Annotated in this window: 20 protein-coding genes and 1 pseudogene; 7 read left to right on the top strand and 14 right to left on the bottom strand. The window is 53.2% G+C overall.

Annotated features, from left to right (window positions below):
- Positions 1-165: 165 nt before the first annotated feature.
- The 5 genes and pseudogenes from L53_RS05995 to L53_RS06015 all read right to left on the bottom strand — a co-directional run bounded on the left by L53_RS05995 (position 166) and on the right by L53_RS06015 (position 4,599).
- A pseudogene (locus L53_RS05995) lies at positions 166-870 on the bottom strand (IS6 family transposase).
- Between the two features lie 287 nt (positions 871-1,157).
- Positions 1,158-1,949, bottom strand: a complete 792-nt coding sequence (locus L53_RS06000) for a GntR family transcriptional regulator (protein WP_051607653.1) — start codon at positions 1,947-1,949, stop codon at positions 1,158-1,160.
- A 136-nt stretch (positions 1,950-2,085) separates the two neighbouring features.
- Positions 2,086-2,904, bottom strand: coding sequence for a polysaccharide deacetylase family protein (locus tag L53_RS06005; protein WP_233347599.1), 819 nt, complete (start codon positions 2,902-2,904; stop codon positions 2,086-2,088).
- Positions 2,905-2,986: 82 nt separating this feature from the next.
- Positions 2,987-3,928, bottom strand: coding sequence for a polysaccharide deacetylase family protein (locus L53_RS06010; RefSeq protein ID WP_034813248.1), 942 nt, complete (start codon positions 3,926-3,928; stop codon positions 2,987-2,989).
- Positions 3,928-4,599 carry an isochorismatase family protein gene (locus tag L53_RS06015; protein ID WP_034814219.1) on the bottom strand — a complete coding sequence of 224 codons (672 nt, stop codon included), beginning with the start codon at positions 4,597-4,599 and terminating at the stop codon, positions 3,928-3,930. Before L53_RS06015 ends, L53_RS06010 begins: the two co-directional genes overlap by 1 nt.
- Before the next feature lie 306 nt (positions 4,600-4,905).
- Here L53_RS06015 and L53_RS06020 point away from each other — a divergent pair, with 306 nt between their 5' ends.
- The 4 genes from L53_RS06020 to L53_RS06035 are packed head-to-tail and all read left to right on the top strand — an operon-like array spanning position 4,906 to position 9,347.
- On the top strand, positions 4,906-6,306 hold the full coding sequence (locus L53_RS06020; RefSeq protein ID WP_034813250.1) for a 3-isopropylmalate dehydratase large subunit: 1,401 nt from the start codon (positions 4,906-4,908) through the stop codon (positions 6,304-6,306).
- On the top strand, positions 6,303-6,923 hold the full coding sequence (gene leuD, locus L53_RS06025; RefSeq protein WP_034813252.1) for a 3-isopropylmalate dehydratase small subunit: 621 nt from the start codon (positions 6,303-6,305) through the stop codon (positions 6,921-6,923). The genes L53_RS06020 and leuD overlap by 4 nt, the downstream gene beginning before the upstream one ends.
- 42 nt (positions 6,924-6,965) lie before the next feature.
- Positions 6,966-7,913, top strand: coding sequence for a hydroxymethylglutaryl-CoA lyase (locus tag L53_RS06030; RefSeq protein WP_034813254.1), 948 nt, complete (start codon positions 6,966-6,968; stop codon positions 7,911-7,913).
- A 12-nt stretch (positions 7,914-7,925) separates the two neighbouring features.
- A complete protein-coding gene (locus tag L53_RS06035) occupies positions 7,926-9,347 on the top strand; it encodes a sodium/proline symporter (RefSeq protein ID WP_034813257.1) in 1,422 nt (473 codons plus the stop codon).
- Positions 9,348-9,480: 133 nt separating this feature from the next.
- Here the strand turns inward: L53_RS06035 and L53_RS06040 are convergent, their stop codons facing one another.
- The 5 genes from L53_RS06040 to L53_RS06060 all read right to left on the bottom strand — a co-directional run bounded on the left by L53_RS06040 (position 9,481) and on the right by L53_RS06060 (position 16,429).
- Positions 9,481-11,793: a TonB-dependent receptor gene (locus L53_RS06040; RefSeq protein ID WP_034813259.1), complete on the bottom strand. Its 2,313-nt coding sequence runs from the start codon at positions 11,791-11,793 to the stop codon at positions 9,481-9,483.
- 218 nt (positions 11,794-12,011) lie between these two features.
- Positions 12,012-12,353: a hypothetical protein gene (locus L53_RS06045; RefSeq protein ID WP_034813263.1), complete on the bottom strand. Its 342-nt coding sequence runs from the start codon at positions 12,351-12,353 to the stop codon at positions 12,012-12,014.
- Complete coding sequence (locus L53_RS06050; RefSeq protein ID WP_198019754.1) at positions 12,350-13,291, bottom strand: class I SAM-dependent methyltransferase; 942 nt, start codon at positions 13,289-13,291, stop codon at positions 12,350-12,352. Before L53_RS06050 ends, L53_RS06045 begins: the two co-directional genes overlap by 4 nt.
- Before the next feature lie 217 nt (positions 13,292-13,508).
- Entirely contained in the window at positions 13,509-14,924 is a 1,416-nt protein-coding gene (locus tag L53_RS06055; protein ID WP_034813265.1) for an MFS transporter, read from the bottom strand.
- Positions 14,924-16,429 carry an aldehyde dehydrogenase gene (locus L53_RS06060; protein WP_051607655.1) on the bottom strand — a complete coding sequence of 502 codons (1,506 nt, stop codon included), beginning with the start codon at positions 16,427-16,429 and terminating at the stop codon, positions 14,924-14,926. The genes L53_RS06055 and L53_RS06060 overlap by 1 nt, the downstream gene beginning before the upstream one ends.
- A 266-nt stretch (positions 16,430-16,695) precedes the next feature.
- Between L53_RS06060 and L53_RS06065 the strand changes: the two genes are divergently transcribed.
- Entirely contained in the window at positions 16,696-17,496 is an 801-nt protein-coding gene (locus L53_RS06065) for a GntR family transcriptional regulator (protein WP_034813267.1), read from the top strand.
- Here L53_RS06065 and L53_RS06070 read toward each other — a convergent pair.
- From L53_RS06070 to L53_RS17280, 4 genes are all read right to left on the bottom strand, one after another.
- The gene (locus tag L53_RS06070; protein WP_034813269.1) at positions 17,493-18,281 is read right to left on the bottom strand and encodes a hypothetical protein; all 789 of its coding nucleotides are present in this window, start codon (positions 18,279-18,281) and stop codon (positions 17,493-17,495) included. The genes L53_RS06065 and L53_RS06070 overlap by 4 nt on opposite strands.
- On the bottom strand, positions 18,278-19,477 hold the full coding sequence (locus tag L53_RS06075) for an NAD(P)/FAD-dependent oxidoreductase (RefSeq protein ID WP_034813271.1): 1,200 nt from the start codon (positions 19,475-19,477) through the stop codon (positions 18,278-18,280). The genes L53_RS06070 and L53_RS06075 overlap by 4 nt, the downstream gene beginning before the upstream one ends.
- Before the next feature lie 67 nt (positions 19,478-19,544).
- Positions 19,545-20,735 (bottom strand): CaiB/BaiF CoA-transferase family protein, encoded by a 1,191-nt coding sequence (locus tag L53_RS06080; protein WP_034813273.1) that lies wholly within the window; start codon positions 20,733-20,735, stop codon positions 19,545-19,547.
- Positions 20,736-21,006: 271 nt separating this feature from the next.
- Positions 21,007-21,207 carry a hypothetical protein gene (locus L53_RS17280; protein ID WP_233347703.1) on the bottom strand — a complete coding sequence of 67 codons (201 nt, stop codon included), beginning with the start codon at positions 21,205-21,207 and terminating at the stop codon, positions 21,007-21,009.
- On the opposite strand from L53_RS17280, the gene L53_RS17285 reads away from it, so the two are divergent.
- Together L53_RS17285 and L53_RS06090 are read left to right on the top strand one after the other, a co-directional pair.
- Entirely contained in the window at positions 21,154-21,294 is a 141-nt protein-coding gene (locus tag L53_RS17285; RefSeq protein WP_233347679.1) for a DDE-type integrase/transposase/recombinase, read from the top strand. The two genes, L53_RS17280 and L53_RS17285, sit on opposite strands and share 54 nt — an antisense overlap.
- A gap of 399 nt (positions 21,295-21,693) precedes the next feature.
- Entirely contained in the window at positions 21,694-23,292 is a 1,599-nt protein-coding gene (locus L53_RS06090) for a bulb-type lectin domain-containing protein (protein ID WP_198019780.1), read from the top strand.

Here is a 23,292-nt window from a genome sequence, read left to right on the forward strand (position 1 = left end):
CTTGGACTTCCCCCGGTTTGATGGACAATTTTTGATCTATCGAACAGGATGTTTTCATGCCGAGAACGAGTAACCCGTACCCTGCGGAATTCAGAGAGCATATTGTTGCGCTGGTGGTGTAATTCTAATGCGAACCCGTCTCCATTTTTCGTGAACGAGCATGTGTTAGGCGACGAGAAGGTCGCGCCACTCGCGAAGAGCGGCGTCTCGTTTCTGTTTGAACCTTGTTCGGGAGTTGATGTGCATTTCGAAGTTGAAGTGATTGTACACTGACGAACCGATCGAGACGAATTTCTGCAAACTTCGCATGCGCCGGAATCGAGACATCGCCCGCTCTCGCCTTCGGAACGGCAAGTGCGAATTTTCGGCGCGGTTATTGAGATGACGCCCCGTTTCCTGGCGCGCCTCGTTTCCAATCACTTTCATTGCCGCACGGTATGAGGGACATCTGTCCGTTACCACGACACGCGGATTGGCTTACCGTTTCATTGCTTTCTTGAGGAATTTCAACGCAGCAGCCTTAGCCCGGGTCTTTGTGACATAGGATTCCAGCACTTCACCTTCGTGATCGACAGCTCGCCAGAGATAGTGCCTCTCGCCGCGTATCTTTACCAAGACCTCGTCCAGGTGCCACTGCCATTGCGGGCTCCGGCGCATCGCTTCGGATCGCCGTTTCCGGATCTTGTGAGCGAAGTAGGTGCCGAACCGATCGACCCATAGGCGGACGCTTTCGTGGCAGACATCAATGCCGCGCTCGTGGAGCAGGTCTTCAACATTCCAAAGCGACAGTGGAAATCGGACATACATGAGTACGCCTAGATGGATAATCTCGGGCGAAGTTTTGAAGTAGCGAAACGGGTTCTTGGCCATTTTCCGAAGCTATTCACCAGGATCGGTCACCTCAAGCCCAGTTCGGCTAACAACACTTGATATTTAACTACTATTTGAATTTGCGTGCAGCAATTTGTGCAGCAAACTGTGCAGCAGTTCTTGTCACAGTATACGCAAATGATGGATTTGTTCAGCACGAGAAAAAGCCTCGACAGACCCGTCCAGCCCCCTCAGCGGAAAGCGTTGAAATATGCGGTGACCAGAGATGCCGACAGCGAATGGTTCAGTCGGATCGGCCGGTGGCGGGCAACATTCCTGCCATCAGGCTATTTCGTCATCCAGTCCGACTCTGGATCATCTCGCGTCAAATGCATTTGGTAGTGAAACCTATCCGCGCGGTAGTGGGCCGTCACGTCCTGAACCGAGCGCCCGTGCCGGTCTCGCATGATACGATGAATACGCAGGATCGGTGCGCCTGTATTCAGCCCGAGGGCTGACGCAACATCCGGGGGGGCGGACACAGCCATGATTGTTTGGTCTGCGGAGACCGGCGAATGCCCAGACTTTTCCAACAGCTCAAGAAGATTCTGGGTAGCCAGGTCACGTTTGCTGAACTCAGCTGCTACGTCCTCGGGAACAAATGTGATCAGGTAGGAAAAGGGTTCTCCACCCAATCTCCGTAACCGCACAATTCGTTGGACCGAATCACCGGGAACCAACCCCAGGGACTCGGCAACACCCGAATCGGCAACCATAATCTCGGAAGACAGCAGTTCGACTTCGGTCTCGAGGCCCATGCGCTTAAGACCATCGATCAAATTATCAAAACTTCCTTTTACGACGGCTGCAGTCGCATCATATGCAACGATCGTTCCCTTTCCTCGATGCCGTCGAACGAGTCCTGCCAGAGCCAGCTCATCGAAGGCACGTTTTATCGTGATACGGGATACGCCCAAGCGCTCGATAAGCACCTGCTCTGCAGGAAGCCTGCTTTTTGAAGCGACTTCGCCAGAAAGAATACTCTTGCGAACCAACCCATAAATCTGTTGGTAGAGGGGGATGTCAGACTCTTCATCGAGCTGATCCGGCGAAATCTTGAGATCGACATCTATGAGCATGATTCTATGGTTCCGCGTTCTGGCTCAGACATTCAGGGCTATTGGTTCAATTAGCCGTTGAACTGGCATTTGTCGTGTAAAAGCTGTCAATCGGTGGAGTTACTTCTTGTAGGCGTTTTAGCGCCCATCATTTTTATCATGCCTGGCCCGGTAGTAGAAATGATGAATTGACTTGTGCGGCAGTGACTACTTCGAGTTCTGGCATTCCAGCCAGACCGCTCAGCAGGTTTCTGAGTGACGATACTCTGAAGGGCTGTCCCACAATGTAAGGCGTGAGCGTAAACCCGAAGCATTGCGCGCCAGCATCAGCATAGGTATCAAGGTGAAACTGCGCGGCCTCCAGAATCTGAGCCGCCCAATCGTCAGCCTGTTGCCGCCGATCTATCAACAATGTGTAATCCGACAACTCATTCATCAGTGGCAAGCTCGTTATCGGGCCATACTCCGTCCTGAGGGCAAGCGGCCTTTGATCAGGTTCCCAATCAAGACAGACTTCAAAACGTGCCTTCGCAAGCAGGTCGAGGGTTCTGTAGCTTTGGTTTCTTGCCGGGCTTATCCAGGTTTTGGCATCCGGAAACGCAGCGCGACACCGGTCAATGAGTTCCTCTTCCTGTTGGCACGATAGCCCCGCATGGTGAATATGCGCAGTGGACACGCCATGTGCCGCTATTTCGTGACCAGCATGCTCTACGGCTTTCAAAAGTGGCGGATAGCGCTCGGCGACCGCGGCATTCACAGCAAACGTAGCCTTCAGACCAACATCTTCCAGAGCTTTGAGTATCCGAAAGACACCAACTCGACTGCCATAGTCCCGAGTGGTATAGTGCCGAAGATCCGGGTAAGGCGTTTTCATTGAACCAGGGTGCGAAAAAGGTTTCGCAGGTGGATCCAGAGGAAAGAACTCAAGCGGCACTACAATAAAGGCCGCAGCCTTTTTCCCACTCTTCAGTTGCAAGGGACCGCGTCGGTCCGCGGGTGCCCAATCATGCCGATCATGATCCAGACCGTAGCGCCGTTTAGAATATTCAAGGTAGCTCTCAGGCAAGTTCAAAACCGCTCCCTCCTTTAGCGACGCCGCGGGCTCGAATGTCCATCAGGCTCTGGTCCCAGTATGTATTCCGGAAATAGTCGGCAATTTCCCGTCCGGTGGTGATCCAGACGTCATCGGAATGGGATGCGATATATGCAAGCGCCTCCTCGAACGGCCGGAGCCTGTGTGGTTGACTCACAAGATATGCATGAAGCGGGATACACATGACCGTACCACTTTCCTCCCCCTCTTCGAGGAGTTGATCAAAATGCCGTTTCAACATGTCGGTATATTGATCAGGAGTATACCCCATTACCGAATAGGTGATGACGTCATTGACTTCGAGTGAGTACGGAAGAGATATTAGCTTCCCGCTCTTTGTTTTGACGGGTTGGGGCTGGTCGTCCTGGAAAAGATCGCACGTATACCAGAAGTCTTCTTCCGCAATCAGGTCCATGGTCTGTTCAGTATGTGTCAATGCAGGAGCCAGGTATCCACGTATGCGTTGTCCGGTTGCCCGCTCCACGCTCTCGATAGAGTCACGGATGACCGCGCGCTCCTGATCTTCAGTCATCTCATAAGAAAATCGCGTGTTGTAGATTCCATGAGAAAAGAACTCCCAGTCTCTTTCCGCAACGGCCTCGATGATTTCAGGATGATGGTCGATCAATCCAATCGACAGGGAGATCGACCCCCGCATGCCATATTTGTCGAGCAGCTCCATTAGCCGCCAATGGCCAATTGTGTTGCCCCAGCTTCGTTGTGAATAGCCTACAATGTCCGGATTGCCCCTTGGCCACGCCTGCCGCTTCGGGTTTGCTGGCGGCGCGTACTCATAATACTCGATATTGGGGGCAATCCAGAACGCCAGTTTTTTCTCCCCCGGCCAGACAAGTTTGGGCCTTCCTGCATATGGCCAGTAATCATAGAGGTTGGGATCTGATAGCATTAGCCAACATACTCCTCTATCCAGTCGAATACTTGTTGAACCGACACAACGTCTGCATATTTTATCAACAGGTCTGTCAGGTTGGCGAAGTGGAAGCTTTCATGCTTGTCGGCCACGCATTCGATCGGAACAATTGTCCTGTATCCATGCGACAGCGAGTCCACTGCCGTGGCCCGAACACATCCGCTGGTCGATCCACCGGTCACAACGACCGTGTCAACGCGATGCCATGTGAGGAAACTGGAAAGACGCGTCTCGAAGAAGGCGCTGGGCATTTTCTTCTCATAAACCGCATCGACCGAGCGATCGATCTCCAGTCTGTCATCAAACTCAGAGCGAACACTGTTTGCCTTGATATTCTGGAGACTGTTTTCGGTGTTCGTGCGCGTTCCCCATACGCCCGCATCCGCCGCATTGTCCATGTAGGAGACATGAGTCCACACAACCGGAAGCCCCTTCCGTCGAGCTGCGCCCGAAAGAGAGTTTATGTGCGTGATCTGATCCGGGTCTGTAATATAACCTGATTGCGGAAACAGGTCCGGACGGGTGTAAGCCTTCTGTGGATCGACGTTTACAATTGCGATCTTTTCTCCAAATCCGAAACGGGCTCGCTTGGGGTTTGACCGAACTTGTTCGAAAATCTCTCTCGCTGTTAGGTCGGACCGCTCCATCGTTGGGTGATTGCCTGTTTCACTCATAATACTGCCCCTCTCGACATCCACATCTTAAATGTTATATCTTTTGAGAGATGTCCAGTCCATAGCCAAGGACTTTTGCACAGGGGCTCATCCAAGAGGCTCGGACCGACGGCGATGCGCAATATCTGACACCAATTACGCACTTTACAAATGTTATATCTTTTTATACGGATAATTTAAGTCGAGAGCGATGCAGAGGCGCGCCAGCCCCTACTCTACCTTCGACTTTATCGCCTGATCCCGTCAGAAACCCGGTAGCACAAAAATAGCGAGACAGAATTGAGCTCGAAACCGCAAACACTCTTTGACAAGCTTTGGGCATCACACAGAATTGGAAGCGCTGGAGATGGGGCCGACCTCATAGCGATTGACCGAATTCTCTTGCACGAACGCACCGGTGGTGTCGCCCTGAAAATGCTGGCGGAAACGGGACATGCCGTCCACGCGCCGTCCCGCGTCTTTGCAATTATGGATCACATTGTTTCGTATCGGGCAGATCGGGCGGCTGACGATGCACGCTCGCCCGGTGGGGAAGTGTTCATCCGCGAAACCCGCAACATGGCCCAGTACGCTGGCATCCACCTCATAGACAGCAATGACCCTCGCCAAGGCATTGTTCATGTCATTGCCCCGGAACTTGGCATCGCCATACCCGGCGCGTCACTTGTCTGCCCGGATAGTCATACTTGCAGCCTGGGTGCACTTGGCGCGCTGGCCTGGGGTATAGGATCAAGCGAAGCTGAACATGCGATGGCGACGGGGGCCTTACGCGTGAACCCACCACCTCAGATGAGAATTACCATTCATGGCGAACTGCCGGAGGGAACCGGAGCCAAAGACCTCGCCTTGCACATCATAGCGCAGCATGGAGCATCGGGAGGAAAGCGCTGCGCCGTCGAGTATGCCGGAAGCACCGTTGAGAACCTGTCTGTCGAAGAACGACTGACGCTGTGTAACCTGGCTGTCGAATTTTCCGCTTTCACGGCGATTATTCGCCCGGATGACAAAGTATTCGAATATGTCGAAGGCCGGCCTTTCTCACCGGCGCAAGAATACGCGCACCGCGCCGCAGAGCAATGGATGGCACTCGAAACCGACGAACATGCCGAATTTGACTATGAACTTTCAATTGATGCCAGCCAGGTGGTCCCACTCGTAAGCTGGGGAACCAGCCCGGCGCAGTCTTCTGCGATCCACACCCCTATTTCGCAGAAAGCAGATTCGCGAGCCATGGCGTATATGGGGCTTGAACCAGGCGCCCCCTTGGCTGGACTAAGGATTGACGGCGCCTTCATTGGTTCGTGCACTAACGGGCGATTGTCTGATCTGAGATCGGCGGCTAAAATCCTAGCCGGACAAAAAGTGGCCAGTCACGTACACGCCGTTTGCGTTCCGGGATCCCAGCAAGTCAAGCGACAGGCAGAAGCTGAGGGATTGGACATCATATTCAAGTCTGCCGGATTTGAATGGGGCGCTCCTGGGTGCGCAATGTGCTTCTATGCTGGTGGCATAACCTTCCCCCCCGACGCCAGGGTGATCTCTTCTACCAATCGGAACTTCGAAGGACGACAGGGGCCCCGTGTACGGACCCATCTCGCGAGTCCGGCAACCGTCGCGGCATCAGCTGTTGCGGGTATGATCGCGCAATCTGAGTCCAGCAAGCCGGAAATTGACGCATGAAGCGCACTCCCTTTATACGCCATTCAGGAAAGATCGCTGTTCTTCCGGTCGATAATATCGACACAGACCAGATCATTCCCTCGAGGGAAATGAAAACCGTCGGACGCACGGGTCTGGCTGACGGATTGTTTGCAGGCTGGCGATACGTGTCTGCAGATGACCGAACCCCGAACCCCGACTTCGTCCTGAACGACCCAGAGCACTCAGATGCAACTATTCTTGTAGCGGGAGAAAACTTCGGGTGCGGATCATCTAGAGAACATGCTGTCTGGGCGCTTTTCGAATATGGCATTCGGGTCATCATTGCTCGTTCCTTCGGAGACATATTTTTCAACAACTGTTTGCGAAACGGCATATTGCCCATTCGACTAAGTCCCGAAAAAACCGATAGAATCATGGCTTTAACCCGGGACACCACATTCGTGATTGACCTCCCCGAGCAGCAATTGCATTTCGGAGATTCAGCAGTACGATTTGACATCAGCGCATACGGAAAACGGTTGCTGGTAGAAGGCCTGGACCCAATTGACCTGACGCTGAAAAGTTTCGAACAGATCAGGCACTTCCACCGGGAAGATGAAACACTCAGGCCATGGATCTACCGCGCGGTGCATTGAGACCGCGGACGCATAATTTTCCTAGACTTAGAAAGCACCTCCATGAACTCAGCGCAGGTACTAATTAGCGAGGTCGGCCCTCGAGACGGACTTCAAAACTGCAAGAGTATTATGCCCACCCAGTCCAAGAAGGACTGGATCGGCGCTTTGGCATCAGCAGGGATTCGGGAAATTGAGGTCGGCTCCTTTGTTTCCCCGCGTCTCTTGCCGCAAATGCAGGATACGGCCGAAATAGTTCAACATGCTAAAACCCTGCCGAATCTCGAAGTCGCCGTCCTGGTACCCAACCTGAAGGGCGCTGAACTCGCGATCGCTGCGGGCGCCGATAAGATCACTCTGCCACTCTCCGTGAGCGAAACCCATTCCATTCGCAACATCAGAAGAACTCACGCCCAGGTCCTCTCTGAAGCTGAAGAAATTTCCAAGCTGATTAAGCAACTTCCGAAAGACCAACGTCCGCATTTCGAAGGATCCCTGTCAACCGCATTCGGATGCACATTGGAAGGACGAATTTCTCAGGTCACAATCTTGAACTGCGCCGAGAAATTGATGCAAGCCGGGTGCGACGAAGTCGGGCTTTCAGACACGACAGGTTATGCGGACCCACGATCCATAAGACACATGATCAGAGCGGTGAGAAACCTGGTCGGAATTGACAATCTGACCGGTGTTCACTTGCACAATACCCGGGGGCTTGGTCTTGCAAATGCGCTCGCGGCGTTCGAGGAAGGCATCACCACGTTTGACGCGTCTCTTGGAGGCCTTGGAGGCTGTCCAACCGCACCGGGAGCCAGCGGAAACATCGTGACCGAAGACCTGGTTTTCATGTTCGAATCCATGGGTGTAGCAACCGGCATTGATGTTTCCAAACTTGTTTCAACGCGCGACATTCTGCATTCCGCTCTACCAGAAGAAGAACTCTTCGGATTTGTTCCTGGGGCAGGCTTACCTCTGGGGTATGAGCCGGCAAGTACAAGCCTGAACGTTTGATATCCGCCAGAGATGACGAACTATCCTGCTCTAATTACGCTCGTCACATATTCGGCAATTCTTGTCGCTATAGGTTTTTCCTTTGCGCGAAGGGCAACGTCTGAAGACTCCTTCCTCGTTGGAGAGCGAAAACTTGGCCCTCTGATCATTGGACTGGCGTATGCGGCGTCCAGTTCCAGCGCTTGGGTGCTTTTAGGGTTTTCAGGATTTGTTTATTCAGTCGGCCTGTCCGCACTCTGGATGGTGCCGGGAATATTGGCTGGATACGCCGCGGTCTGGTTGTGGGCCGGCCGAATTCTGCAATCAGAGAGTCACAAGCTGGGGCTTGTTACATTCTCCGACTTCCTGACCATTGGTTGTAGCCCCGGCGCATCAAGACTCATCCGCATTGTCGCGTCGCTCATGATCGCATTTTGCTTTTCATACTATGTCGCCTCACAATTCCAGGGGGCCGGAAAGGCGTTTGATGATTTGTTCTCGACCGGAATGGTTGCGGGCGTCTTGCTGGGTGCCACGATCATACTTGTCTATGTGCTGTTGGGCGGTTTCCTTGCCATATCGGTGGTCGACACATTGCAGGGTGTTCTCATTGGCTGCGTAGCCATCGCATTGCCCGTTCTGGCATTCTTCGAGGCTGGCGGCTTTAGCGGAATCGGCCAAATTCTCGTTACGGCACCCGCACCTTATTCCGATACCTTTGGCAACAGAACAGGATGGATTGCGGGCGGCTTTGCACTGGGTATGACCGCCACGGGCTTCGGCGCCCTTGGTCAGCCGCACCTGGTTACATGGATCATGGCAGCGCGTGACACCCGGTCGAGGGTCGTCGGGGCCGGCGTGGCCATCGGTTGGGCGGCGATCGTTTATGGTGGAATGGCAGTTCTCGGCTTGTGCGCCAGAGCGCTCCTCGACCCGCAAACCGCTCCGGAATCCATTTTCTTCCTTCTTACGGCAGAGCTTCTTCCTGGAATGCTTTCAGGCATTGTGGCGGCGGCCATCCTCTCGGCCATTATGTCCACAGTCGACAGCCAGCTCCTCGTGGCCGGGGCTGCAATCAGTCATGATATGGGGATTGCACGAAAGTTCCGAGGTCAGGACATACTCCTCACACGCCTCTCCATTCTAGCCGTCTGTGCTGCAGCAGTCATAATTACGCTCACGCTCCCTTCTACAATCTTCGAACGCACCCTATTCGCTTGGACGGCGCTCGGTGCGAGCTTCGGACCAACACTTGTCGCAAGAATACTCAGATACCGCTCCTCGGGCGCAGCGATCCTATACTCGATGTTGATCGGATTCAGCCTTTCAGTGGCCTATGAGTGGATATGGCCTGCCGGCCCGGGATCCGTCTGGGCCAGGATAGTGCCATGGGTCGGCGCGTTCCTCCCGCACTATTTATCACGCGTCTTCAAGGGCAAAGGCACACCTCTTTAGGCTCACCATAATCAAACCCAGTTTCATAGTCTGCAAACAAAGTGTTTGACCGTCTGATCATCGGCCACTGAATCATGAAGGGCCGGGCATCCAACAATGCCCGGCCCCAAACGCAAAACGGCCCAGAAGGCGTTTAAAAATCGTAGGACAGCTGGATCCCGAATTGACGGGATTTTGCAAGCGGCATCAGGAATGCGCGCTCCGTCGATGTTGTACCTGGTACATTGTCCAGCGCCGGATTTCCGTTTGGACCTGTGTTCAGGTTACCCAGGTCCGCATAGCGAACCAATGTAGACGGCGTACGATCATCAAAAACATTGTCGAGGAACATGGTGAAGGTCACTCCACTGTCCAGACGCACGCCCGTCTTGAGATTAAACAAGCTCCGATCGCCAGTATGGGCAAGATTGTGAACCTGCGCATACTTCTTGCTGGTAAAGGAATAGTCCGGGCGCACAAACCATTCACCACCTCTCAATAGCGGGTATGTGAACTCGGAAGACACGACGAGATGATGCTTTGGTGCGTTCGGAATCTGATTTCCGGCAACCTGCCCGCCCTGGATTCCATCCGAATTCACACAGTCGAACCCGGTCAGTTCCGCGCCTTGGGTTGGATCGCAGAAGTCAGTTATCTCAGCGTCTGCGTAGGCGTAGCCAAGACTGAAGACTAGATGATCAGTTGCCAACCATTGTGTATCAATCTCAACGCCCTTGACCTCAGTTTCGCCTGCATTGGTCACCACAGATTGCGGAACGCCATTCACGAACACTGAGTCTGACAGTTGCTGATTGGTCCAGTCGATATAATAGACCGCACCGTTCAACTTCACACGTCCATCCATCAGCGTGGTCTTGGCTCCAATTTCGTAGTTCCAGGATTCCTCTTCGTCGGCATACCGAATATTCTCTGGAAGGCTGGACGCCGTGTTGATGTATCCCGGCTTGTTGCCTTTCGCGATCACGCCGTAGACCATGACATCTTCACTCGCATCATAGTTCAAGGTGAACCGGGGCGTGACGCTGTCAAAAGTCGTCTCATACATAGTACCGGTTGTATAATCGACACCGATCGTGTCTTCCTGATATCGAACTTCAGCTCGCGCCGTCAGTCGATCTGTCAGATCATACTCGGCCGCACCAAAGATCGCCCAGTTTTCGGTATAGGCGTTACCATAGTCCGTCAGCGTTGCGGTTGACTCCGGACGCCGACGCTCGGCTTCCTTCTCGCGGTCATAATAGAACAAGCCTACAGTACCGCGTAGCGATTTCTCGACGGGCGTATCCAGACGAAGTTCGCTTGACCATTCTTCCTGATCTGTGGTCTCGACCCGGGTAAAGATCCCTCCATAAAGACTGATCGGGTCGCCAAGATACGTACCGTCATGTCCGAAGACAGACTCTGATTTGGTGAGTCCGGAATTGGACGTGAGAACATATCCGGATCCGCCAATATCCCATTCAACCTTGCCCACAACTCGCGAGATCTGCCGGTCCAGTCCCACCTCACTTCCCAAACCATCTGTGTTGAGTGTGACCTCGTCGAACTCGACAACTTCACCACAATAATACTGACGCGCCTGGTCCAGAAAGCAGTTATTATAGAAACGGCTCTGGGCGATCTGTGCAGGTATGCCGTCATCGTCCTCATTGTACCCTCCACTCAGCAGCATAGTTACATTTTCTGAAGGGTGGAACTCCAGAGACCCATTAAGCCCCCAGGAACTCTCGTCACCAATTGTCTGGCCGGTTAGAGTGTTCGTATACTCGCCACCATACTCATACTTCCGGGCATTCAGGAAATAGAACAATTTATCCTCGACCAGCGGACCGCTGCTCGACAGATTGACTTCGTATTCGTCATCCTGGGCGAGACGCGCCGTGACATTGTGCTCGTAATCATTCGTGCCTCGCTTTGTGATGACATTGACCGCGCCTGCAAAAGTCGAACGACCAAACAATGCCGCTTGTGGACCTTTTACGACTTCAACACGCTCGACCGACGCAAGGGGGTAGGACAGGAACGATCCCGAAAAAGGAATCCCGTCGACAAACACAGCTGCATTGGTCTCACCCAGAATATTCGCCTGTCCCCGAATGACGGGTCGCGACGTATCGCCTTCAGCCCCCCGACGTCCGCCGAACTTCTCCATGGTGAATCCAGGCGTGAAGTTGGACAACTCGCTGATATCCTTCACGCCCATATCGGTGATCGCTTCGGAATCCAGGGCGCTAATCGAAAGCGGCGCGTCCTGAAGCGATTCCTCCCGTTTTCGAGCGCTGACTGTGATCGTGTTCAGTTTCATGGCAGATTCGGTTTCTGCCTGCTCGACTGGTGGAAGCGCGTCGACCTCCTGGGCACTGGCACCCGACAATAATGGGAATCCCAAAGCGAGTTGAGATGTGGTTGCGAGCGCTGCAAGTCGTATTGCGGTAATCTTGGTCATAAGTATTCCCCTTCCGTGAAAATTGGCATTTCTAGGACCGTTTCCCTTAGTCCATTTGATCTGTATAAAGCCGGCTTCACCACGCGGATGTTGGTATTCGACAGCGAGCCCCCTCCGCTTGAAGGCAAAGCTGATCCTGCCACCAGATGACAAGGTCTCTGGCGTTGACAGAATTGCAAAAAATGTAGAGTCGACGTAATCGTCCGTGAGTTTGCTAACTATCTTTCATGGGGCCTCCCCCGTTCTGCCTCGGGACCGCGGACCTCATACTGCTTGACCAGATCCTTGATGGGGGCGAGCACATGCTCGCTCAAGCGCGCCGCCATGATGCGCTTCTGGTTTTCCGCATGCGCGTCCGGTTCGAACCGATCGACCTCTTCAGGATCGATTTGTCCTCGCTGGCTCAATACGCGCTCGAGCGTATCCAATCGGTCCTGTGTGACGGCCAACTCTTCAGCCAGGGCCAGGCACGTCCGGTAAAGCATGTCCAGGCCGGGCGTCTCAAAGAACCTGACGCCATCATCTTCACGTTTTGATATTGGGGGCGGTATCTTGCTCATGACATTTCATCCGCAACAGTCTTTTCAGCTGCAGCCAACAACCAGCTCATTGTCTTGTCGAGCAATGGAAATGGTTTGCAATCTATAGCGGCCGGATCAAAGCCCGCCACTTCTAGTCCGGCTTGACAATCGGTTTGCGCATAGTCCGACCAATGCAGTTCCCCATTATACCATTCATCGAACATGATATCAGCTTGCCGAACGGGTGACATTTCAGCGAACTTCACTGGAAGATCCTGGTGAACACACACACCGCCTCTGCGGAGAAGGCGGAACGACTCATTGAACATCGCCTGTTGCGTCGAAGACGACATTTCATGCATCGCATTGTGCGACACAACCAAATCGAAAGATCCATCCGGAAAGCTTATTTGCTCTGCACTCATCTCATGAAAGTGAACTGGCACCCCGATCGACTGAGCGCGCGCGTGCGCATAACGCAACAGGCCTTTGCCGATATCGATTGCGTGAACTTCCGCTTCAGGAAACGCGCTCGCATAGGGCACTGACGATGCCCCGGCAGAACATCCAATATCCAGGATCCGGCGAGGCTGAAAATCCGGCTTCCACTCCTTCAAAAAGCGGATAATGCACTCAGCCTTGCTTTCCTTCGTACCAACTCCCTGCCCCCTCGAATAAAGCGCGCCTCCCTCTTCATAGAGAGCACCGGCGACCACGTCCCGATCCCCATCATCTCTTAGATAGCCGCCAGGCTGGAGGTGGACTCGCGCCGTCGTCCATTCGTCAGGCAGCGACACGTCATCTCTCAGATTGAGGCTACCTCCTACATCGCGCTTTCCGGCATCTTCGAATAGGCTTCTCAATCTTGGCAATTCAGCGTCGATTGCATCTTCGATCGCATTCCACATCATTTCCTGACCGGCACGCTTTACGAGGCAGACGGCGCGATACTCGTCTTCCGAGTAAAGTTTGGACACGGCCTGCTGAAAATTGCCCTCGGCACCTTTCCCCGCGGCAGAAAAGTGGGCGTCTACACTTCCGACAAGCTGACGACGTAATTGCTCGCCACTACTCTTCAGCGCGAGAACAAATCGCTGCCGCGCTCTGATTCGAGAGGATGGAGAGGTCAACATTTCATGCTGTACATTCCGAGCCATCAGGCGCTCCTATACGCTGCGAGGTTTCTGGATCTGATCATGAAGAACCCGCTTGCCGGGCATTGGCTTCGACTTCGTCTTCGCTCAAATTGTATTGTGTCAGCAGAAGGATGCTGAGGAACAACATCAGCGCCGGGAGTATCGACTGACAGATATAGACGGCCAAGATAGCGCTCTCTGGCTGTGCAACCGATCCACTTGTGGATGAGACATATCCCATGGCCCCGAGAAATATCCCGGTCAGCGCTCCGCCTACCGCAAACGCCGTTTTCTCAGCCGTAGTGAATATTCCGGAGAAAACGCCTTCCCGCCGCAAGCCTGAACGCTTCGCGTCGTGGGCAATAGCATCCGGAAGCATGGACTGCCCAAACAGAAGCGATCCGGCGGTTGCGATTCCGTGCAGCAGCTTGCGCAGCATCGTTATGGCCATCGGCTCGGCAGGCGTTGCGAACCACCAGCTCAGTATAATACAGGCCGCCAATGCCGAGGCGATCATGTAGAGCGTGCGCTTGTCGCGGAGCTTTCGCGCCGCCGCATACCAGATCGGGGTTCCAATAAGCATACCAATCGCATTTGCCAGTCCGAGCATGCCCACCGCGACATAGCCTTTTTCGAGGACGTAAACGACAAAGTAGATAAAGGCGGCCTGCGTAATTGCGAGAGAGGCAAGGTGCATGAATTTCACGCCAACCAGGACCAGAAAAGGCTTGTTGGACAGAATGAGTTTGAATTGATCTCTCCGGCTGAGCGACGATGACTCCACTTTCTCCGTTGCGCGCGCATTGCGTGTCATCAGAAAGCAGAGAACGCTTGCGGAAACAATCACTCCGCCGAAAACAACGGAGAGCACCGCGTGCCCTTCTTTTCCACCCCCAAAAATCGGGATGAGGGTTGGCGCAAGGGACAGACCAATCAAGCTGCCGATGCCAATCGCATAAACACGAAAAGAAATAAGACGCGCCCGCTCCAGATATCCATTGGTCATTTCGACGGGCATCGAAAGATACGGCACATTAAAGACCGTATAGCCAGTGGAGTACAAGATCATGCCCAATGCCAGAATCCACGCAGCATTGGCGGCCGTATCAATACTTGGCGTGTTGAAGATGCAAATGAACGCGACGGCGGAAATCGCTCCGCCCAGAAGCAAATAGGGTCTACGTCGGCCGAATCTCGACTTTGTTCGGTCAGACAACCACCCCATTGTGGGATCCGTCACAGCATCATAAATCTTCGAAACGAAATAGATCACTCCAAAAGTACTGGCGGCAATGCCAAGATAATCTGTCGCAAATCTGGAGAGCAGCAGATTGACCGAGTTGAACATGACCGACATGCCCAATGTTCCGATACCCCATCCCATGCAGAGCCAGAGCGGCAGTTTGCCGAGTGCCCCATCCGAAGACTCCGTGGAGGTTGTTTCGGCTTGACTTGTTCCCGCTTCAACAGACATCAGGCCTCTCCCGCTCCAAGCTTTCTCAGCGGAACATCGCCAGTAAGAAATGCCGTTGTCTTTAGTTCACTGTAAAATGCTTCGCAGGCTGCGCCGCTTTCACGGCCAACGCCCGACTCCTTGTACCCGCCAAACGGCGCTCTCAACTCACGAATAATCGGGGAGTTGATGCAAAGCACGCCGGACTTTACATGCTCGTGTGCCGCCATCGCGGTTGCGTAGTTACTGGTCCAGACATAGCCCAACAGCCCGAACTTGCTGTCATTGGCGATATCCCATGCTTGCTGCGGCGTCTTGAAGATCTGGAACGCAGCAAACGGGCCGAAGATTTCCTCCTGGCACACGACCGCCTTGTTGTCCGGTGCAAGCACCGCGGTCGGTTCATAATAGAATCCCTTTTCGAACCCCGCACACGGATTTCCGCCAATCAACAACTTGCAACCATCTGCCTCAAGTGTATCCACGAAACTGTGCACACGGTCCAAATGTTGCTTGGTCGCCAAGGGACCCACTTCGGTCTCGGGCAGAAGCGGGTCTCCAATTCTCAGATTCCTGGTCCGCTGGACAAACGCATCTATGAAGCGTTCAGCAATACCCTCCTGAACAAGAATCCTGGAACCAGCCAGACATTGCTGCCCATTATTGCTGAAAATACTGATCAAGGCTCCATCCAGAGCACGTTCGAAATCAGCATCATCAAAGATGATATTGGCTGACTTTCCACCAAGCTCCAAAGTCACCGGCGTCAAATTCTGTCCGGCGGCAGACATGATTGCACGGCCGGTCGCTGTACCGCCCGTGAACGATAGCACGTCAATATCGGGGTGCGATGCCAATGCGGCTCCAGTGACCGCACCCGATCCATTGACCAAATTGACAACACCATCCGGCACACCAGATTCCCGAATAAGGTCCACCATCCGCAGGGCAGTTAGCGGAGAAATCTCCGAAGGTTTGACAACGCAGCAATTTCCGAACGCCAAAGCCGCAGCGATCTTCATTGATGTCAGCGCGATTGGCGCATTCCACGGTCCGATCAGGGCCGCGACCCCCACCGGCTCTCTTGTGACAACGGAAAGATAATTGTCTAGCTGAGTATATGCATCACTCCGACTTTGAGAGATATACTCTGCAAAGAAACGGAAATTGTACGCTGCTCGAGGAACATGCCGTCCGCGACATTGGCTCAATGGTGAGCCAATATTCATTGATTCAAGCCAGGCAAGTTCGTCAGCATGTTCGTCTATCAAATCCGCGATTCGAAATAGAACCTTTTGGCGCTCCTCAAGCCCGAGCTTTGACCAAGTACCCTTTTCAAAAGTTCGACGAGCGGAGCCAACCGCATCATCAACAAGACCTGCGTCAGCCTCGGCGATTTCAGTCAAAACCTGCTCGTCAACCGGATTGATTACCGGCAATCGAACGCTCGAATTCACCCATTGCCCATTCACAAAGTTTCTGCACACTTCGGGAATTGCATATTCGGGTTTTGCTCGCGCAAGCATAAAGCGTCTCCTGCCGCAGGTGATGGAATCTCTCCTTATCACCTAATTTCAATGCAAGCCGAGTTTCCCCGGCAGGCGACTTCCATCCAAACACACACATGTTGAAAACATCAGTCGGCCATAAAGATATATCTTATTTGAACTTGATCTAAAGTAAAGACAAGTTCGTTATGCGGTGTCACTTTTTTAAATGTGACCAGCATTCCGATTGATTGTTTGGCGGAGAAGCTGGTCTGTGCTTAAACACCGTTCAGGGAGCTATCGAATTGATCAAACAGACTGGCAATACCGGCGGCGTATTCTCTACGCCAGATTCGCAAAGAGGCGGCGTGCCCGCTTACTACAAGTTGTATGTCTTGCTGGCTCAGAAGATTCGCGACGGTGAGCTGCAGCCCGGCCAGGCGCTTCAGTCCGAAAACAATATGACTGCTGAATATGGTGTGTCGCGCATTACAGTGCGGAAAGCCCTCGATGTGCTTGAACAAGAGGGCCTTATCGTTCGACGACGGGGCGCACGGACATGCGTGGCCACAATTGAGAATGACGTACCCGAACCAATCGTTGAAGGCCCAATAGACAACTTGCTCACTCGCGGCCTGGCAGCCAAAGCACTAAACATCGAAACAGGCTGGAAGCTCGCCACTCCCGATGCCCGATCTGCGCTGCGTCTGCAGAATTCGGAAAAGTGCTTCTCCGTCACGCGTTTGCGATCTCATGCGGATACGCCATTTTCCTACAGCCGGATTTATGTTGCGCCAGAGGCTGCCCAGATCCTGAATCAGGACGATCTCGGAAGCGAACCCATTCTTGTCCAAATCGAGAAAACGGGTTTGTTCGCATCATCAGCGGACCAGACCTTAAGCGCTAAACTTGCCCAGGATCCAGCTGCTTCTGCCTTGAGAGTTCCAATCGGATCCGCCCTGATCGAACTCCGGCGTATCGTGTTCGACAAGATGGAAAAGCCATTCCTGTTTCAAGTTAGTCTCTATCGGCCTGATAAATATGAATACAATATGCGCCTGTCGCGGGACAGTGCGACGGCCCGCCCGCAGTGGCGCCACACCTAACCGGCCGGCGAGCTTGATCTTGCTTCTGACAATCGCATGCCCCAACCGCGAATGAAGGGCGGATGGTCAGTCTCTAGGAGCTCTGCCTTCCCAGCGACCTGCAGGAGTCGCCACGCCAAACAGAGGTTTGACGAGATGATGGGTACATTGAGCTTTACATCATGTATCGCGGACAGTGTTGGCATGCCTGTCCCACTTATCAGTACAGCGTCCACACCCGTCATCATGCTATCCCGCAACAATGGCAGAGCATCCGCGCTGGAAAGCTCGTAAATGGTTTCGGTGTTGGTTGTTCGGGTCGCTACTCGGCGCACATTCGTTACCTGGAATCCAGAAGCGGTCCAATAGGCATGCGCCGCGTCTGATAGCCAGTCAGGATAAGGAGAGACAAGAACTATCCGCTCCGCTCCCACGGCTTGCAAAGCGGATCGGATCGCCGAAGCGGCCAGCACGACAGGATAACCGAACTGGTCAGACAGCTCTTCTTCTATCACCTGTTCGGCGTCCGCACCGACAAGGTAGGAGGAGCCGGTACACGCAAATCCGAAACTGGTCAGCTTCATCCCACCATAACCAAGCAGCGTCTTGTCGAGATTCTGAATATAGCTCATCAATCTCTGCTTTGGATCAGCGGCGTCGCAAATCAGCCGACTTGCTTGTAGTGAAACAGTTCGTGGAAACAGGATTGAAAACTCGGCCTCAACCGTTGGGTTCGCCTGAGGCGTCGCCACCCCCATCCGTCCGTTATTGCCATAGTCGTAAGTCGAATCGGGAAAATAATTCATTTGATACTCTGAGACCTCCGCCATCCGGTTATCATAGAAGAATTCATCAGAAACGTCTTGCATGCCTCCTTGTCGGCGATGGTTGCCTGGAGCTTATCGAAAGCTTCCTGGCGCTTGCCGGGGTCGCGCTCCTGCATTCTTTTGCGGTTTCCATCGGCCTGTTTCAGAATTTGCTCGTGAGCAACCGGTCTTCTTTGGCGCGTATACTGATCAAGAAGGCTTTCACTTGCACCACCCGCCATCTGCCGAAACTTGTCTGTCAGGATATAGGCGTCGTGTAACCCGCCATTCATGCCCATTCCACCACTTGGACTGTTCAAGTGCGCAGCATCGCCAACGAGTACGAGACGGCCCTTTCGGTAATCATTCACAATGCGCATATGCAGACGATATGGGCGAACCTCCAACACACTATGGGGTTCATCTAGTGGAACAATTTGCTGCAGCTTTCTTTCAATTGAAGGCCGACTGGTCGCCTCTTCAATTGTTTCTCCCTCGTCTGGGTATAGGCTGCATCGCCAGAGATCTGGTAGCCGGAGCAAGGTGAATGTCCCACCCGGCTTCCAGACGTAATTTATACCCGACAGATTGTCCAAATGCTCCTCAAACCGGAAATGTGTAGTCGCCAATATAGTAGTTTCCGGATACGTCACACCTTTGAACTGAAGGCCCATCGTTTTCCGGACGATACTTCGTGCACCATCGGCCCCGATGACGTATCGGGCTTCGACGACACTATCCCCCTCGGCCGATTCCACAGTTAAGCGCACGCCATCGTCATGCTCGGATACGGATTTAACCGTATGTCCCAGGAGTACCTGAACATTCGTCCGGGTCCGCAATTCATCATGGAGAAAGCGGCACAACTTGGATTGCTCGCACTGCAACCGATATGGATGCCGTGTCTCACTTTCGAGGATGGACAGATCGAATTCCGCCCTCTCGCCTGTAGAGTGCATCCTGATCTGCCATGTCGGACAGACACGCCCTGCTTCAAGCAGCTTGGCGGTTATTCCGTACTCCTCCATCATGTCCAGGGTAGGCGGATGAAACGTTGACGCGCGCAGGTCATCCTGCAACTCTGTCTCAGCCTCCAAGACGACACAATCAATGCCAAATTCTGACAATCTCAATGCAGTAAACAGCCCCACCGGCCCGGCGCCAACAATAACAATATTGTGTTCAGGAACACTCATACAAAGCTCAATCTATCAAGTTTAAAAGATACTGTTCGACGGAAACATGAGGAGGGAAGCGATCGGCTCACTCACATTGAATAAGGTTTAGCGCTGACAATTCCGTGATCTCCTGGTCAGTAACTCCGAGGTCCAACAGCACACTTCGAGTATGCTCACCGACTCTGGGCGGATTTAGTTCCAGGCCTGGACGCATGCCGTCCATTTGGACCGGCAATGAAGGTAGTTTCGTCCCTCCCCCGTCGGGAAGGACGACGTCCAGCAAGCCGCCATTCGCGTTAAGATGCTCATCTTCGAACAGATCTTCCGGCTTGGATATGGGCGCAAAAGGTAAGCCAACCCGTTCGAGCTTCTCCATTAATTGCGCCTTTTCGAATGTCGAAAACAGTGTCTTGAGACGTGGAATCAGCTCTTCGCGTCTGGCCACGCGCTCATTGTTCTTGGACAAGCTTTCGTCAGCCAACCAATCCGACAGTTCAAATGCCTCGCAGAATTTCTGCCATTGCGTATCCGATACTACGCCCACAAAAACTTTCTCGCCGTCACGAACGTCAAAAACATCATAGACCGCCCAGGCTGAAATTCTGGCCGGCATGGGCGCAGCAGGCGACCCCGTCACGGCATATTGTGCCATGTGCTGCCCCACGAAGAACGCGGTGGTCTCAAACAAGGAAGCCGATACGAGCTGACCTTTCCCGGTCGAAGCTCTCTGTTGAAGAGCTGCCAGTATGGCAATCGCTCCAAACATACCGCCTGCAACGTCAATGACAGAAGCACCCGCGCGAAGCGGTCGCCCTGGCGGACCTGTCATGTAAGCAAGACCACCCATCATTTGGGCGACCTCATCCAGGGCTGTTCGCCGCTCATACGGACCCGGGAGAAAGCCCTTCTCGCTACAATAGATCAGTCCAGGATTTGAAGCCGATAACGCCTCATACCCGAAACCCAGCCGGTCCAGCGCGCCCGGCCTGAAATTCTCGATGAATACATCCGCTCCATTGATCAGCGCCTTGACGTGCTCAGCACCCCGACTTGACTTCAAGTCAATGGAAATACTGGACTTATTCCGATTGTACATGGCGAAGTAGCCAGCGCCTGATCCCTTCAGGCGGCGCGTCTTGTCGCCGCCGATTGGCTCGACTTTGATGACCTCGGCACCGAGATCCGCAAGCACAAGTCCTGCTGCAGGCCCCATGACCATATGGGTGAACTCCACAACTTTTGTTCCGGCGAGCGGCTTAGAGTTCATTTGAGCCATGAGAATCTCTTTCGTAAAACTAGTATTGCACATAATACAAGTTGAGCTGGATTGGCAACTATTTTGTGAGTATTTAGGGCTTTGGTTTTTCACTCACAGAATGAGCGAAGGCGTTGTCAGGGGAACCGGGCTTGAGACGACGTATCCAGGCGTCTAGCTTGAGGAAATGACCAAAAGTCCCTTCCGCTACTTCAAAACCTCGCCCGAGGTCATCCAGCTTGGCGTGCTGATGTATGTCAGATTTCCCTTGTCACTTCGCAACGTAGAGGACTTACTCCACGAACGTGGCATCGATGTCTGCCACGAAAGTGTCCGTCTCTGGGCAGATCGGTTCGGCACGTACTTCGCACATAAGATCAGGAAACGGCGTTCGGAATCTATGCGACGCAGCCCTCAATGGCGGTGGCACCTGGATGAGGTGTTCGTCAAAATCCGGGGCGAGCGCCATTATCTCTGGCGCGCCGTCGACCATGAGGGCGACGTTCTCGTGTCCTTAGTGACCACCTCCCGCGCTAAAGTTTCAGCGTCTAAATGCATGAGAATAGCCATGAAGTCGTAGGGGAACCCGAGGTGTCCTGGTCACGGACAAGCTTCGTTCGTATGGGGCAGCTATGGATGAGGTCGGCAATGCGCACCGCCGGGAAACCGGGTGCCACTTGAACAATCGGGCTGAAAAATCTCGCCTCCCTTTCCGGTAACGAGAGCAGGTGATGTCTCGCAGTCCGGCACATGCGAAGTCTTCGGATATTCGCCTCAATTCATTCGTGCACAGCCACTTCAGTCGCCAAACGAATATCGAGAGCAGGGCCTGGTTCAATTTGCTGCGTAACGCCGCTCTGCTCGAAGGGGTCGAGTGGGTCACAGCACTCCCTGGTCGAAATTTAATCAGCGCTCGACGTCCTGACGGTGAAGCGCTACACATTTTTGGAATGGGCTTTCCAGAGTGCGTCAACACTGCGTGCGACAGGCATCCACTGCAACACCTGAAAAGGGTAAATACTTGATGTTAACAAAATTCAGTAAGCTGGGACTGGCGATAATAGGTTCCTGCGGTTTTGCCTTTGCTGGCGCTGCCGATGCATCCTGTCGCGATGTCCAAATACCCAATGATAAAGTGTTCTTGTTCACGGACGCAGACTGCAAAGGGCAAAAACAGGAATATTCCGTAGGCAATCACCCGCATCTTGGCGGCTTCAATGACAAAGTGTCGGCAATAAAGGTCGGGCGTAACGTCAAAACGACCATTTTTAGTGCAAGCAAGCTCAGTTCGAAAGACCGGTCCGCGACATTGTGGAACGGCAACTATCCACACATTGGCAGTTTCAGCGATGTGATGAGTTCACTTTCCGTCGAGCGCGTCGATGACAATACACCCGTCATTACCATGTTCGACACTACCCAGGACAGCAACCAAAACCCGACCCAAATGATGCATCGCGTCAGTTTTGGCGACTACAACAAGGGAACGAATACATACGAACTTCTGCTCGCAGATTCCATGTCCATGATTTTCATTCCTCAAGGATTAAAAGTCGAGCTTTGGGAGGATCTCAAGCAACAAGGCGTGAGCACAACTTTCGAAGCAATCGGCGGCAACAGAACCGTCAATCTTGAAAAAGAACGCTGGAACAATTCAGTATCAAGCATATCTGTCGACCGGATCGGTTATGAAATGTACAAGATCTCGACCTGGCAGGACAAAAAAGATCTGCCAGGCGACGAGAAGCAAACGGTTGGCATCGGGAATACCTGCTCAAACGACATCAACGCGACCAGCGCCGTTGAATGCACGATAAACGTATCATATTCCACATCGAGCACCGCATCATTTTCCTGGCATGAGACCACCGCCGTTTCTGCGGGTGTCTCAATATCGGAGAATGCGTCCGTAGGGGTGCCGGGCGTCGGAGAAGCCGGTGAGGAGGTCACCGTATCTGCGAGTGTTACACAAGATTTTGGTGTTGGTGGCGATAGTAGCGATACAATCGAAAAATCAAGTGAGGTCAGCGAGACGATTACTGCCCGCCCGGGCGAGGTCGTCCGTCTTGAAGTTGTGGCGGTCAACAAGAAAGTACAATTATTCCCCCGCTATCACTACAGGCCGAAAAATTCATCCTCATCGGTTGGGGAGTACACAAAGGACGCTACGGTCATCATCGATGCATATACTGATGCCGAAACGGTAACAAACGTCTTGAAAAGCGCCGCTTTGTCGAATGATGCCATCATTCCTTCGATAAGTTTGGGGACGGTGATGGACATAGGCGAGCGCCACTATACGCAGGACAAGCAGTACTTTCTCGTTCTCCAAGAAGACGGGAACCTTGTCGTCTATGATGCTAACAGTGTTTTCGTCTGGGATAGTCATACTAGTGCTGGCACACCCTTAACAGCCAAGCATGCTGAGCTGAAAGTGTCTGGAAATTTCGTTCTTGAAGATGGCTCTGACGCGGTCATTTGGCAGACGGGCGTCGAGAACACTCGTGCGCATGTCGCTATCGAAAATCGCAAACTGAAGATTGTTGACGATACAAACAAGACGCTTTGGTCTCACTAG

Origin of the sequence: Hyphomonas sp. L-53-1-40 (assembly GCF_000682775.1) — a bacterium.
Lineage (GTDB): Bacteria > Pseudomonadota > Alphaproteobacteria > Caulobacterales > Hyphomonadaceae > Hyphomonas.

What these genes read in the sequence shown, in the direction of transcription:
- L53_RS06015 (WP_034814219.1), bottom strand. Translation starts at nt 4,599, where the DNA reads ATGGAGCGGTCCGACCTAACAGCGAGAGAGATTTTCGAACAAGTTCGG.
- L53_RS06010 (WP_034813248.1), bottom strand. Translation starts at nt 3,928, where the DNA reads ATGCTATCAGATCCCAACCTCTATGATTACTGGCCATATGCAGGAAGG.
- L53_RS06055 (WP_034813265.1), bottom strand. Translation starts at nt 14,924, where the DNA reads ATGTCTGTTGAAGCGGGAACAAGTCAAGCCGAAACAACCTCCACGGAG.
- L53_RS06040 (WP_034813259.1), bottom strand. Translation starts at nt 11,793, where the DNA reads ATGACCAAGATTACCGCAATACGACTTGCAGCGCTCGCAACCACATCT.
- L53_RS06035 (WP_034813257.1), top strand. Translation starts at nt 7,926, where the DNA reads ATGACGAACTATCCTGCTCTAATTACGCTCGTCACATATTCGGCAATT.
- L53_RS06000 (WP_051607653.1), bottom strand. Translation starts at nt 1,949, where the DNA reads ATGCTCATAGATGTCGATCTCAAGATTTCGCCGGATCAGCTCGATGAA.
- L53_RS06060 (WP_051607655.1), bottom strand. Translation starts at nt 16,429, where the DNA reads ATGCTTGCGCGAGCAAAACCCGAATATGCAATTCCCGAAGTGTGCAGA.
- L53_RS06030 (WP_034813254.1), top strand. Translation starts at nt 6,966, where the DNA reads ATGAACTCAGCGCAGGTACTAATTAGCGAGGTCGGCCCTCGAGACGGA.
- L53_RS06045 (WP_034813263.1), bottom strand. Translation starts at nt 12,353, where the DNA reads ATGAGCAAGATACCGCCCCCAATATCAAAACGTGAAGATGATGGCGTC.
- L53_RS06075 (WP_034813271.1), bottom strand. Translation starts at nt 19,477, where the DNA reads ATGAGTGTTCCTGAACACAATATTGTTATTGTTGGCGCCGGGCCGGTG.
- L53_RS06080 (WP_034813273.1), bottom strand. Translation starts at nt 20,735, where the DNA reads ATGGCTCAAATGAACTCTAAGCCGCTCGCCGGAACAAAAGTTGTGGAG.
- L53_RS06070 (WP_034813269.1), bottom strand. Translation starts at nt 18,281, where the DNA reads ATGAATTATTTTCCCGATTCGACTTACGACTATGGCAATAACGGACGG.
- L53_RS17280 (WP_233347703.1), bottom strand. Translation starts at nt 21,207, where the DNA reads ATGGTCGACGGCGCGCCAGAGATAATGGCGCTCGCCCCGGATTTTGAC.
- leuD (WP_034813252.1), top strand. Translation starts at nt 6,303, where the DNA reads ATGAAGCGCACTCCCTTTATACGCCATTCAGGAAAGATCGCTGTTCTT.